The sequence below is a fragment of the Youngiibacter multivorans genome (genome assembly GCF_017873395.1).
Classification (GTDB): Bacteria; Bacillota; Clostridia; order Clostridiales; family Clostridiaceae; genus Youngiibacter; species Youngiibacter multivorans.
Genome location: NZ_JAGGKC010000001.1, coordinates 1 through 13827 on the forward strand (window position 1 = coordinate 1; position 13827 = coordinate 13827).

The following is a 13827-nucleotide window of genomic DNA, read 5'->3' on the forward strand; positions in this document are numbered from 1 at the left end:
TTCTTCTCCCCGCTCGACTTGCATGTGTTAGGCACGCCGCCAGCGTTCGTCCTGAGCCAGGATCAAACTCTCAAATTAAAAGTTTGCCTTGGCTGTCTCTTTCGTTTCCTACTCGAGACGTCTTCCTCCAACCAATATGGAGGTGACTCAAAAAAATTTACTCTGGTCTTATTACCTATTTCTGTTTAATTTTCAAAGAGCTTGTTGCTTCATGTCAGAAGCGACATTGACTATCTTACCACCTTAATCAACGTCCCTATTTGAACTAAACGCGATTGATGTTGATTAGATGCTAAATGCTCTAAATATCTCACTAAATCTCCATTTTACTATTATTGATACACACGGTATTGTTTATTAACAAACATGATTTCAAAAATCCAAATCCATATCCTGAAACCGTTGTAATCACGGATGTTTTTGTAAAAAATAAAATTATCATCTGTTTTCTTGATATTTACGCTTGGATTCCAGATCTTTCAAAACCCGCTGTTTAAGCTGGTTTTACTGTTATTCCGTTGTCAAATCATTGAATTGTTGATATGCATTTGGCTGTAAGGCTTGAATTTGTGATTATTAATCAGGAGATTTCATTATATAAGTTATACTGGAAGCTTCACGAATTGAACATCTAAGCGAATAAGCTCTTTGATTTGCTACTCATTTTGCCAGCTTTTAGGTTTTCTAAAGGCTTGCTTATGCTTTTCAATTGAGTTTTTTCCTTTTCTACAATATATAAAGAGATAAAAAAAGGGATCGTATAAATACGATCCAATTGTAGCTTCAGTTATTCTTCAGACTCTTCGTTCGAGTCATCTTCATCGTAGACATCCAATTCTAATTCAATTTCATCATTGTCATTATGGATACCCTTGCTTATTGTTTCATCGCTGTCTATCTCTTCTACCTCAGGTCCCTCTTCGTCTCTTGATGCAATTATCTTTGCCATAGAAACAACCTTGGTAGTGTCAGATGTCTTCATCAGCTTTACTCCCATGGTATTCCTTGAAGTCTCCGAGATCTCAGCTATGCTGATCCTTATTGCAACACCATCGGAATTTATGAGCATCAGCTCATCTTCCTGGCTGCAGGATCTTGCGCCTACAACAGGGCCAGTCTTGGTCGATACCTTGTAGGTTATCAGGCCTTTACCGCCTCTTCTCTGCAGGTGGTATTCGCTTATAGGGGTCCTTTTGCCAAGTCCGCTTTCAGATACTACCAGGAGGTCTTCACCTTCTACTGCAATATCAAATGATACGCATATATCTCCGGATCTAAGGTCTATTCCCTTGACTCCAGACGCGGTTCTTCCCATGGTCCTTATCTCGTTCTCATTGAACTTGATGGAGTAGCCATCTTGCGTTACTAATATAAGGTCAGCGTCTCCCCTTGTGAACTTAACATTAAGCAGCTCGTCGCCTTCCCTTAGGTTTATGGCTATCAGACCATTCTTCCTTATGTTTGAATAGTCCTCCAGACCTGTTTTCTTGACTATTCCATTGGCAGTGCAGAACACCAGGAATCCATCCTGATCCATATCAGCTATTGAAATCACTGCCTGAATCTTCTCATCCTGATCCAATGGTATTATATTTACAAGGTTAGTACCCTTGGATACTCTGCCTGCATCAGGTATTTCATAAGCCTTAAGCTTATATACCTTGCCTTTGCTTGTGAAGAAAAGGAGATTCTTATGAGTGGACGTCACGAACACCTTGGATACAATGTCATCTTCCTTAGTTGACATTGCCTGAATTCCCCTACCGCCCCTCTTTTGTGAAGAGTATGTGGTAGCCTGAATTCTCTTTATATATCCGGATTGTGTGAGGGTTATTACTACATCCTCTTCTGATATGAGGTCTTCGTAATTGATCTCATCATCCTTCTTCTCTATCCTTGTTCTTCTTTCATCACCGTATTTTTCCTTGATCTCAATAAGTTCATCCCTGATTACGTTAAGGAGTATGGTCTCACTTCCTAGTATTTCTTTAAACCTAGCTATCTGGACCATAAGCTCATCAAACTCTTCTACGATCTTATCTCTTTCAAGTCCGGTAAGTCTTCTCAGCCTCATGTCCAGTATCGCTACAGCCTGCTTGTCAGAGAGTCCGAACCTGGTCATAAGCTCATTCTTGGCTATATCGGTTGTCTTAGAGCCTCTAAGTATCTTGACTACCTCATCGATATTATCAAGGGCTATGAGCAATCCTTCAAGTATATGCGCCCTCTCTTCAGCCTTGGCCAGTTCAAATATGGTCCTTCTGGTAACTACCTGTTTCTGGAAGTTCAGATAATGAACAAGCATCTCCCTCAGGTTCAATACCTTCGGCTCGTTATCGACAAGCGAAAGCATTATAATTCCAAATGTATCCTGGACCTTAGTATGCTTGTAAAGGTAATTGAGTGTTACATGCGCATTTGCATCCTTTTTAAGCTCAATTACTATTCTCATTCCGTCTCTGTCAGATTCATCCCTAAGGTCAGAAATACCAGTGAGCTTCTTTTCCTTGACATGGTCTGCAATATTCTCTATGAGCCTTGCCTTGTTTACCATATATGGAAGTTCAGTGATTATTATCTTCTGTCTGCCATTCTCTTCCTCGATGTCACTCTTGGCTCTTACAATAAGCTTGCCTCTTCCTGTCTCGTAAGCTTCCCTGATGCCTGATACTCCCATGATGGTTCCGGAAGTCGGGAAATCAGGACCCTTTATAAAGGCCATAAGATCAAGCACCGTAGCATCAGGATTATCAATAAGCAGTATTACGCCATCTATTACCTCTCTCAGATTGTGAGGAGGAATATTGGTTGCCATTCCTACCGCAATTCCTGATGATCCGTTTACCAGAAGATTTGGATATCTCGATGGAAGAACAGAAGGCTCTCTTTCCTCACCATCGAAGTTATCTACAAAGTCGACTGTATCCTTGCCAATGTCACGCAGCATTTCTACAGCTATCTTAGCGAGCTTTGCCTCTGTGTACCTCATTGCCGCAGCTGAGTCCCCATCGACAGAACCGAAGTTTCCATGACCATCTACCAGCAGATATCTTATCGAAAAATCTTGTGCAAGTCTGACAAGCGCATCATAAACCGAGCTGTCGCCATGCGGATGGTATTTACCCAGAACGTCTCCGACAATCCTGGCGCACTTTCTAAATCCCTTTTCAGGCGAAAGTCCCAGCTGCTGCATCGAATATAATATCCTTCTGTGAACAGGCTTCAATCCATCCCTTACATCAGGTAATGCTCGTCCTACAATAACACTCATTGCATAGTCGATGTAGCTGGTCTTCATTTCTTTTTTTATGTCAATTGAAATGACTTTTCCTTCGTTGTACAATTGCTACACCTCCCTAAATGTCCAGATTTACAACTTTTTTAGAATTTCTCTCTATGAATTCTCTTCTAGGTTCAACCTTGTCTCCCATGAGAATTGTGAATATCTCATCAGCAGCCTTTGCGTCCTCGACAGTAGCCCTAAGCAGTATCCTGTGTTCAGGATCCATTGTAGTATCCCAAAGCTGCTCTGCATTCATTTCTCCAAGACCCTTGTATCTCTGTATATTTACAGAGCTGTCCTTGCCGCCTATTTTTTCAAGTACTGTTTCAAGTTCCTTGTCTGAATATGTGTACTCGACGAATTTACCCTTAGTAACCTGATACAGCGGTGGCTGTGCAATATATACATGTCCGTGATCAATAAGGTCTTTCATGTACCTGTAGAAGAAAGTCAGAAGAAGTGTCCTTATGTGGGCACCGTCAACGTCAGCATCTGTCATTATTATTATTCTTGAATACCTTAGTTTTTCCTTGTCAAAATCCTTGCCTATTCCTCCGCCAAAAGCAGTAACCATAGACCTTATGGTATCGGACCCAAGTATCTTGTCCAATCTCTGTTTCTCGACGTTCATGATCTTTCCTCTGATAGGAAGAATAGCCTGGAACTGTCTGTTCCTGCCCTGCTTTGCTGATCCACCCGCAGAGTCTCCCTCTACGATGTAAATCTCGCACTCAAGAGGATCTTTCGAAGCGCAATCTGCAAGCTTGCCAGGAAGTGATCCTCTTTCAAGAACGCTCTTTCTGGTCAGCTCCCTTGCTTTTCTTGCCGCTTCCCTGGCTCTTGCAGCCATAAGGGCCTTATCTATGACAATCTTTCCAATCTGAGGATTTTCTTCAAGTATTGTCTGAACGCATCTTCCTACTACATTGTCCACAATGCTTCTTACTTCACTGTTTCCAAGCTTTGTCTTGGTCTGGCCCTCAAATTGAGGGTTCTCAAGCTTCACTGATATTACTGCAGTAAGACCTTCCCTTATGTCTTCTCCGGACAGGTTCTTATCATTTTCCTTGATATGCCCGAATCTTTTGCCATAATCATTTATGACCCTTGTCATTGCCCTCTTGAAACCGTCGAGATGTGTTCCACCCTCTGTAGTATCAATGTTGTTGGCATATGTGAATATGTTTTCGTTGTAGCTGTCATTATACTGAAGTGAGACTTCTACTGCGTATCCGTCTTTCTCTTCCTCCATGTATATAGGTTCCTTATGAAGAACTTCCTTGTTCCTGTTTAGGTACTCTACGAAGCTCTTAATTCCACCTTCATAGAAGTATGATTCCGTCTTTTCATCACGTTCATCATAAAGAGTAATCCTGATCCCCTTGTTGAGGAATGCGAGTTCACGCAACCTGTCTGAAAGTATCTCGAAGTCAAATTCAAGCTCCTCGAATATTTCATCGTCAGGCTTGAAATATGTTCTGGTGCCAGTTCCTGTACTTTCACCAATTACCTCAAGTATACCGAATGGGATACCTCTTCTGAATTCCTGCTTGTAGAGTTTGCCATCTCTCTTTACATAGACTATGCAAACTTCTGATAGTGCATTTACAACTGAGGCTCCTACACCATGAAGTCCTCCTGAAACCTTGTATCCTCCACCTCCGAATTTACCTCCTGCATGCAGCACTGTCATTATTACTTCCACAGATGATTTGTTTAGCTTCTTGTTTATACCAACAGGCATTCCTCTTCCATTGTCTTCAACGGTAATTGAGTTATCCTTATGGATATAAACCTCTATGTGGTCACAGAAACCTGCAAGTGCTTCATCTATGCTATTGTCCACGATTTCATATACAAGGTGGTGAAGACCCCTGGAAGAAGTGGTTCCGATATACATTCCCGGCCTTTTTCTTACAGCTTCAAGACCTTCAAGTACCTGGATCTTACTCTCGTCATATAATTCGCTATTTTCGATTTTCTCGATGTCTGTCATTGCTTTTCCTCCTTCCTTAGTCTTCAAAATTCAGTTCAGTTCTTTTGGTAAGAGTCCTGGATGAAATCGGCGACAGGTAAATCTTTGATTTCTTATCCATCTCAGTTATTATGAAAGATTTTGGTTTCTCATTGTTGATTCTTTCGACAAACCCATCTTCCTCAGCCAGTCTTAGAAACTGACTTGTATCCGGACTGTACATCGTGGTTTCCAGATCGAATATTCCTATAACAGACTTAAGAGGTACTACTATATTTTCTCCAAGGTGCAGAAACAATTTCAATCCTCCTTCCATGTCAGTGAACCGTCCGTGACATTAAACAGCCTGTAATCCCCTGTCAGATAATCCTCGATATTCTCGACTCCTGTGCAGGTTATCACAGTCTGTATGTTTTCTATGGATTTCAATATGAACTTCTTTCTAGAAAGATCAAGCTCCGAAAGTACATCATCCAGCAGCAGAACAGGATATTCGCCCTTGATATCCTTGATTATTCCAAGGGAGGCAAACTTCATGGTTAGAACCGCAGTCCTCTGCTGTCCTTGTGAACCGTAGCTTCTAACATCCACACCATTGATATTGATTATAAAATCATCCCTGTGTGTACCGACTGAAGTATTTCCTTTCTCCATATCTTTTTCTCTGTTCTTGGAAAGATTCATCAGAAAATCATCTTTCATCGATTCAGAATAAGGAACAGATGGGACATAAATGAATTCTACATTCTCACGACCAGATGTGATCTCGTGATGTATGTCCTTGCCCTTTGAATTCAGCATCCTGATATAGTTCATCCTCTGTTTCATGATATAGAGGCCACTATCAACAAGCTGATGGTCATAAACATCGATCATATTTCTGTCCATTCTCTTGTTTTTCATCAGCGAATTTCTTTCGTTAAGGACTTTATTATACGAAACGAGTGCATTGTAGTATTTCCTGTCAAGCTGACTTATTTCCATATCAAGGAATTTTCTTCTCAGCGATGGAGATTCTTTGACGATCTTAAGGTCTTCAGGAGAGAACATGACAATATTCAGGACACCTATAAGGTCTCCCATTTTTTTGATTCTGATTTTGTTTACTCCAATTGATTTCTTGCCGTCATTGAGGATGAATATGTCGATATCCTTGTCCAGTCGTTCCCTTTCGATGTGAAGTTTAATTCTTGCACTATCTTCTCCCCATCTGACAAGTTCTTTATCTTTTGAAGTCCTGTGAGATCTGCCAAATGCGCAGAAGTACATAGCCTCAAGAACGTTTGTCTTGCCTTGGGCATTTTCACCCTGGAAAACATTGACTCCGTTACCGAGATCCATATTCAGCTCTTTATAGTTCCTGAAATTCTGAAGAGTCAGTCCGTTAATTCTCATCGTAAAAAACACCCACAATATATTATACCACATACAAAGTTAACTTTGCATGTGGTATATGGTACGGACTTATTCAGCTTCCTTTACAGCACGGTATGTCTCTCCGTTGAATTCAACAACATCCCCGGGATATACTTTCTTGCCCCTCTGCAGTATGACCTCTCCGTTTATCTTTACCAAGCCGTCAAGTATGTATGCCTTTGCTTCAGATCCAAGTCCTACCGCCCCGCACCATTTCAAGAATGAGTCCAGCTTTATGAATTCTGTTCTAATAACTATATCCAATTCTTTACCTCGCAATTCTAACAGGCAGCACAAGATACTTGCAGTTGTCCTTGATCCTGTTCTTTATGATGCAAGGGCTGACGCTCGATGTCATCTCAAACAGTATCTCATCTTCTTCTATTACTTTGAGCACATCAATGAGATATCTGGAATTGAACGCAATCTCGATAGGCTCTCCTTTTGATGTTATGGAAAGCTCTTCCCTGACCTTTCCAAACTGTGAGTTGGATGTAATAACCATCCGGCCACCATCTATATTCATCTTGATCAGATTGCTCGTTCCATCCTTTGACATGAGTGATGCCCTCTCGATGGAATCATGAAGTACAGCTTTGCTTGTAGTAAAGCTGAGTCTGTAATCAGTTGGCAGGATTGATTCATACTTAATGAAGTCTCCAGACAAGAGTCGTGAGACTATCTTAGTGTCCTTTATTTTGAACATGATGTGGTTGTCGTTGAAGGATATGTTCACATTCTCAGTTGAGTCAGACAATATCTTATTGACTTCATTTAGTGTCTTTCCAGGTATAACTACAGAAAAATCATCGACAGAATCAAGATTTTCTGTTCTGAGCGCCAATCTGTATCCATCAAGAGCTACCATGTTGAGTACACTGTTCTTAACTTCAAACAACACTCCCATAAGTATCGGCCTTGCCTCATCCTGTGCTACAGCAAAATTGGTACCTGAGATAAGATTCTTAAGTAAAGATTCCTTTATTTCGACTCCACTTTCCCTTCCAATTTCTGGAAGATCTGGAAAATCATCAGCATTCAGAAAAAGAAGATTAAAAATAGAATTTTCACATGTAACAGTAATAGTGTTGTTTTCAGTTGTAACAACATCAACCTCACTATTGGGAAGCTTCCTTACTATCTCACCGAAAAGCTTGGAATCAATAACTATGGTTCCATCCTCAACTACAATCGCAGGTACTTTAGTCTCTATGCTCAGATCTATATCAGTACCCCTCAATATAAGTCCTTCGCTTGTTGTCTCAATATATATACCTTCAAGGACCTGCATGGTCGACTTCCCCTGAATAGCTTTTTGAACAGTAGATATGCCTTCGACCAAATCCTTCTTCTCACATCTGAAATGCATGAACAAAACCTCCTGAATTCATTGAATGTAACATTGTTTCGCAGTGGATGAATCGATCAACAGAATGGAATCCGCTATTTGCCTATATATAGATAATAATATATTAATTTTAGTTGTAGTAGTAGTAGGCTGCGGTATAGTGTGGATAAGTTCCAAACCTTATAATTCTGAGTGAAAATCATAGTTTTCAACATGTGGATAAAGGACATCATTTGACACCTACTTATCCACAGTGTTAGAACCCAAAAACGGAGTTCTATCTTATCCACAGCTTCTGATAATTTAAATCAACAATTTGTTAATTATTGGCTGCTCAGTTTCTTTGTTATCAGTTTTATTGCACCTGCGAGTGCGTCGTCAGTCTTCAGGGCCTCCGATATCTTTTCGTAAGCATGGATAACGGTAGTATGATCCCTGCCTCCGAACTCTTCTCCAATCTTTGGAAGAGACATGTCAGTCAGCTTTCTTGACAGATACATTGCTATCTGCCTTGGAAAGGCAACATTCCTGGTCCTTCGCTGAGACTTCAGTTCCTGAATGGACATATTATAATAGTTGGATACAACATCCTGGATCAGGTCTATTGTTATGCTCTTGGACTGAGTGGACGAAATGATGTCCTTGAGAGCCTCTGCAGCCAAATCTACAGTAATATTCTTATTGTTAGTAAGGGAAGAGTATGCCATTACCCTTATTAGGGCGCCTTCAAGCTCTCTGATGTTGGATTTGATTTTTGTAGCAATATAAACCATTACTTCACTTGATACCACATAATTTTCGGTTTCAGCTTTCTTTTTAAGGATCGCAATCCTGGTCTCAAAATCAGGAGCCTGTATATCTGCCTGAAGTCCCCATGCAAACCTTGTTCGAAGCCTGTCTTCAAGAGTGGGTATCTCATTTGGCGGTCTGTCGCTAGAGATTATTATTTGTTTCCTTGCTTCATAAAGCTCGTTGAATGTATGGAAGAATTCTTCCTGGGTGCTTTCCTTGCCGGCAATGAACTGAATGTCATCCACTAGAAGAACATCAACATTCCTGTATTTGTTCCTGAACTCAGCGTTCTTGTCGTATCTTATTGAATTTATAAGTTCGTTTGTAAATTTCTCAGATGATACATATACCACATTAGCCCTTGGATTTTGTGTAAGTATATGATGCCCTATAGCATGCATCAGATGAGTTTTTCCCAGTCCTACACCGCCATAAAGGAATAGCGGATTATATGCGTTTGCCGGAGATTCAGCTACTGCAACAGAAGCAGCATGAGCAAACCGATTAGAGTTTCCGATGACAAACGAATCAAATGTATACTTTGTATTGAGTGTTCCGGTATTACTCTTCTGAACCTCAGGAACCGGTGCAGCTGATTTGGTTTCAGCTGAAGGGGCTAAATCAGGAAGGCCTCCGATCACATAATCAACCTCAATATCTTCATCAAGAACATGCTTGACAGCTTCCTTGATTAGAACCTTGTATCGTTGTCTGAGTATGTCCAGGGTTAGTTCATTAGGGACATCGATGTAGAATACTCCACCCCTTGTACCGATTGGAACCAGTCCAGCTATCCATGTGTTGTAGCTGACCTCAGACATGATCTCCACTTTCAGCACTTTGAGTATATTATCCCAGTTTTCTTTGAGTCGGGCATCCATATGAAGTATCCTCCTAAAATGTTTATATAAATAATGAAAGATTTTTTAGCACGTTTTTAACCTTAACAGGTTGTATACAGGTTATAAACAGCAAAAGAAGAATAAAATCATCATGTTGACAAGTCTAATCAACATGATGTTAATATTGTAGATATTGAACAAAAACGGGCTGATTTGATAAAAAACCAGATAAAACAGCCAACATTGTTCATTTCATTTAATCATTGGTGCACTAAGGAAAAACTTTCTGGTCCATATTTATCCAAAGTGGAAGTAACAGCTTATGCACAGGTTTATCAACAGTTGTGGATAAACTCACCGTTTTAGTAAAGTTATCAACAACTCCACATAATAATAGCATATAAAAAAAGGGGTGTACAATAAGTTATCCACAAATAAGGTGGGCTAAATATAATGCAGCATCATGTTTCCAAGTTCCTTGACACTGATATGGTCCATGAGTATAATAGGAGAGTAAATCCTGATTATGATGTCCGTATTGGATAGTGTAAAGTTTTTAGGATATCAGCACCTATTAAACAACGAAGGGGGTGTCTAATATGTTTATGACATACCAGCCAAAGGTTAAGCAGAGAAAGAGAGAGCATGGTTTCATGAAGAGAATGGCTACCAAGAATGGTAGGAACGTGCTCAAGAGAAGAAGACTCAAAGGAAGAAAAAGACTAACAGCTTAAGGGCCGCATCACGTGGCCTTTTTCTGCAAATTGAGCTGAAAGGAAAATTGTCTCCATGAAACATGAAAAGATAAGAAAGAATACTGAATTCCGGAATGTCTACAGGAGAGGCAAGTCCTTATCGAATTACCTACTTGTTCTTTACTACATTAAAAATAGAAGGAACATTACTGATGGTGTAAAATTCAACAGGGTAGGCATATCGGTCAGCAAGAAAGTTGGAAAAAGTGTAGTCAGGAGCAGGGTCAAAAGACTGATTAGCGAAGCTTACAGGCTAAACAAACCGAACTTCACCGAAGGCCACGATTTTGTTTTTGTGGCCAGAACATCCAGTAGCGGTAAAAGCTATAAGGATATAGAGAAGGCAATGCTCGGTCTTTTTAAGAAGGCGGGACTGACAAAAATTGAAAACGATACTGATTAATATTATCAGGTTCTATAGAAAATATATATCACCTATGAAGCAACCAAGCTGCAGGTTTTACCCGACTTGTTCTCAGTATGCTATTGAAGCCATTGAAAAATATGGATCAATCAAGGGTACGTATCTGGCAGTAAGGCGAATTCTAAAGTGTCACCCATATCACAAGGGAGATCCCTATGATCCTGTAAAATAACTATTGGTGAAAGCCATGGAGGTAATAAGTTGTTAGAGCCATTAAACCAATTATTCATCAGCGCCTTTCACATTATCAAATCCTTTCTGGACCAGTTCGTAACTGATCCTGGAAATCAATGGGGATTGACCATAATAGTATTCACAGTACTCATAAACTTCCTTATGTTCCCATTGAACTATAAGCAGATAAAATCAATGAAGAAGACCCAGGCTATACAGCCTGAAGTTAAAAAGCTTCAGGAGAAGTACAAGAATGATCCTCAGAAGCTCCAGGAAATGACCATGAAGCTTTACAAGGACAATAACGTTAGCATGTTTGGAGGCTGCCTGCCTCTTCTTATTACCTACCCTATCTTCATAGCCATGTTCAGCGTATTCAGAAAGCTTGCTGAAGAAGGTTCCATAACTGGCATGAAGTTCGGTCCGCTAATACCGGATTTAGGATCTAAGGGAAATATAATCCTTTCAGTGCTTGCAGTTGTCACTATGATTCTTTCAACCTGGCTCAGCCAGAGTAAGAACAAGGCAGTCAAAGATGATGCGATGACAAAGCAGACGAATATGATGAGCTATAGCATGTCTCTTCTATTTGGATTCTTTACGTATACATCAACGGCAGCACTAGGACTATACTGGGTAACTGGAAATGTATTCAGGATAATACAGACACTTATTCTGAATTATGTAGAGAAGGAATAAATATCCAGATAAGGTGGTATTGATATGAAAGCATTAGAGTTTTCAGGAAAAACAGTTGATGATGCTCTCTCGAACGCACTCAAGGAACTCAAGGTCGAAAAGGATCGGGTTGAATATGAAGTAATTGAGGAAGGCAGCAAGGGTTTACTTGGAATCATTGGAACTAAGCCAGCTCTGATACGTGTTACTGTAAAGAAGAATGCGCCAGAGGAAGCTACAAGATTTTTGAGTGGTGTACTGGATTCAATGGGAATCGTTGCAGAAATCAAGGTCAAGGAAGAGGATGACGTACTCAGAATAAACCTCTCCGGACCCAAAATGGGTCTCATCATCGGATATAGAGGTGAGACACTTGATTCACTTCAATATCTTACCAGTCTTGTTGTAAACAAGATCAGCGGATACAAGAGAGTAGTGCTCGATACTGAAGGATATAGACAGAAGCGTGAAGACACACTTAAAAGACTTGCAGATAAGACAGCGTATAAGGTAAAGAAATACGGAAGGTCCATGAAACTGGAACCGATGAATCCATATGAAAGAAGAATCATCCACTCAGCTCTTCAGGGTGTTGATAGTATTAAGACATACAGCGTTGGCGATGAGCCATATAGAAGAGTTGTAGTTGAACTGGATAAGTAGAAGCGAGCCTGAGTGAACTCAGGCTTTTTTTTGTGATGTAACTACCAATTATTCGCTTATAATAAGGATTAACAGATTAAACCAGGAAGAGTAAGGAGATGCCATGAGAGACTTTGATACAATTGCAGCCATAGCTACACCACCAGGTGAAAGCGGCGTAGCCTTGATTAAAATATCTGGAACCGATGCAAAGACAATTGTCTCAGAGATCTTCAAAATGAAGACAGGAGGCATATTTCTCAACAGCAGGCCATGGACCATGCATTATGGACATATATTGGAACATGATAGCGGCGACGTAATCGATGAGGTTGTAGTAAGCTACTTTATGGCGCCTAAGAGCTATACCGCTGAAGATGTTGTGGAAATAACCTGCCATGGAGGGTATGCTTCAACAAGGCGTATACTGGAACAGGTTATGGTAATGGGTGCTAGACCCGCAGCTCCTGGAGAATTTACAAAAAGAGCATTTCTTAACGGGCGTATTGATTTGGCTCAGGCTGAAGCCGTTATTGATATTATCAATGCAAAGACGGATCAATCCATGAGAACAGCTATGGCACAGTCCCAAGGCCGCCTTTCAAGGGAAATTTCAACAATCAGGGAGAAGTTGCTGAATATGCTGGCTTTCATAGAGGTAACGGTTGATTTTCCTGAGGATGACCTTGAATCGGCCACTGCAGAAAAGGTGAAGGACAACGCTTTAGAGATAGTCGAAAAAATCGAATCACTGCTCAAGACCTCTGGAGAAGGAAAAATTATCAGGGATGGGCTTAGAACTGTAATTGCAGGGAAGCCTAATGTAGGGAAATCATCCCTGTTGAACACATTGCTTATGGAAAACAGAGCAATCGTAACAGACGTCCCAGGTACGACGCGTGATGTGATAGAAGAATATCTGAATCTTGACGGAATACCGATAATACTTGTTGATACAGCTGGAATCAGAGACACTCAGGATATCGTCGAGAGGATCGGTGTTGACATATCAAAGCAAAAATTGGTAGAAGCTGACCTTGTCCTGTTTATGCTCGACAGGTCAAGACCAATCGACAATGAAGACCTGGAAATAATTACTCGATTGGAAAATAACAGATATATTGTGCTATTGAATAAGACTGATCTTGAAGACCGGTTGGATTACGACCACCCTATTCTTCAGGATGCTATACAAGTATCGGCAACTAATGGATTCGGAATCAGCGAGCTTAAGAAGAGGATCAAGGATATGTTCTTTGATGGGACCGTAAAGGCTGGCGAGTATTCTGTTTCAAATGACAGGCATAAGGAAGCGCTCATGAGAGCAAATGAGAGTCTAAAGGATGCACTTGCAGCCTTGAAGGGAAATATGCAGCTGGATGTCGTATCAATAGATTTGAGCACAGCATGGAGTTACCTAGGTGAAATTACTGGAGATACACTGCAGGAAGACCTTATAGATAAGATTTTCTCGGATTTCTGTGTAGGAAAATAAGGA

The 13827-nt window shown here is 40.5% G+C and carries 13 protein-coding genes and 1 rRNA gene; 6 read left to right on the forward strand and 8 right to left on the reverse strand.

Going from position 1 to position 13827, the window contains the following annotated elements; translation table 11 throughout:
• The 8 genes from J2Z34_RS00005 to dnaA all read right to left on the reverse strand — a co-directional run.
• Positions 1 to 78, reverse strand: a 16S ribosomal RNA gene (locus J2Z34_RS00005); the annotation flags it as partial.
• A gap of 709 nt (positions 79 to 787) precedes the next feature.
• Complete coding sequence (gene gyrA / locus J2Z34_RS00010) at positions 788 to 3298, reverse strand: DNA gyrase subunit A (RefSeq protein WP_245250455.1); 2511 nt, start codon at positions 3296 to 3298, stop codon at positions 788 to 790.
• 58 nt (positions 3299 to 3356) lie between these two features.
• The gene (gyrB, locus tag J2Z34_RS00015) at positions 3357 to 5279 is read right to left on the reverse strand and encodes a DNA topoisomerase (ATP-hydrolyzing) subunit B (protein WP_245250441.1); all 1923 of its coding nucleotides are present in this window, start codon (positions 5277 to 5279) and stop codon (positions 3357 to 3359) included.
• Between the two features lie 16 nt (positions 5280 to 5295).
• Positions 5296 to 5556, reverse strand: a complete 261-nt coding sequence (gene remB, locus J2Z34_RS00020; protein ID WP_023386788.1) for an extracellular matrix regulator RemB — start codon at positions 5554 to 5556, stop codon at positions 5296 to 5298.
• Positions 5557 to 5558: 2 nt separating this feature from the next.
• Positions 5559 to 6653, reverse strand: a complete 1095-nt coding sequence (gene recF / locus J2Z34_RS00025; RefSeq protein ID WP_209457797.1) for a DNA replication/repair protein RecF — start codon at positions 6651 to 6653, stop codon at positions 5559 to 5561.
• Between the two features lie 69 nt (positions 6654 to 6722).
• Entirely contained in the window at positions 6723 to 6938 is a 216-nt protein-coding gene (locus J2Z34_RS00030) for an RNA-binding S4 domain-containing protein (RefSeq protein ID WP_209457798.1), read from the reverse strand.
• A 4-nt stretch (positions 6939 to 6942) separates the two neighbouring features.
• A complete protein-coding gene (gene dnaN, locus J2Z34_RS00035; protein ID WP_209457799.1) occupies positions 6943 to 8043 on the reverse strand; it encodes a DNA polymerase III subunit beta in 1101 nt (366 codons plus the stop codon).
• A 302-nt stretch (positions 8044 to 8345) separates the two neighbouring features.
• Positions 8346 to 9695, reverse strand: a complete 1350-nt coding sequence (gene dnaA / locus J2Z34_RS00040) for a chromosomal replication initiator protein DnaA (RefSeq protein ID WP_209457800.1) — start codon at positions 9693 to 9695, stop codon at positions 8346 to 8348.
• 560 nt (positions 9696 to 10255) lie between these two features.
• Here dnaA and rpmH point away from each other — a divergent pair.
• The 6 genes from rpmH to mnmE all read left to right on the forward strand — a co-directional run bounded on the left by rpmH (position 10256) and on the right by mnmE (position 13824).
• Complete coding sequence (gene rpmH / locus J2Z34_RS00045; protein WP_209457801.1) at positions 10256 to 10390, forward strand: 50S ribosomal protein L34; 135 nt, start codon at positions 10256 to 10258, stop codon at positions 10388 to 10390.
• A 55-nt stretch (positions 10391 to 10445) separates the two neighbouring features.
• Complete coding sequence (gene rnpA / locus J2Z34_RS00050; protein ID WP_209457802.1) at positions 10446 to 10814, forward strand: ribonuclease P protein component; 369 nt, start codon at positions 10446 to 10448, stop codon at positions 10812 to 10814.
• Positions 10795 to 11007, forward strand: coding sequence for a membrane protein insertion efficiency factor YidD (gene yidD / locus J2Z34_RS00055; protein ID WP_209457803.1), 213 nt, complete (start codon positions 10795 to 10797; stop codon positions 11005 to 11007). The genes rnpA and yidD overlap by 20 nt, the downstream gene beginning before the upstream one ends.
• A 29-nt stretch (positions 11008 to 11036) precedes the next feature.
• Positions 11037 to 11708 carry a YidC/Oxa1 family membrane protein insertase gene (locus J2Z34_RS00060; protein ID WP_209457804.1) on the forward strand — a complete coding sequence of 224 codons (672 nt, stop codon included), beginning with the start codon at positions 11037 to 11039 and terminating at the stop codon, positions 11706 to 11708.
• 24 nt (positions 11709 to 11732) lie between these two features.
• Positions 11733 to 12350, forward strand: coding sequence for an RNA-binding cell elongation regulator Jag/EloR (jag, locus tag J2Z34_RS00065; protein ID WP_209457805.1), 618 nt, complete (start codon positions 11733 to 11735; stop codon positions 12348 to 12350).
• A gap of 103 nt (positions 12351 to 12453) precedes the next feature.
• Positions 12454 to 13824, forward strand: coding sequence for a tRNA uridine-5-carboxymethylaminomethyl(34) synthesis GTPase MnmE (mnmE, locus tag J2Z34_RS00070; protein WP_209457806.1), 1371 nt, complete (start codon positions 12454 to 12456; stop codon positions 13822 to 13824).
• Positions 13825 to 13827 lie beyond the last annotated feature (3 nt).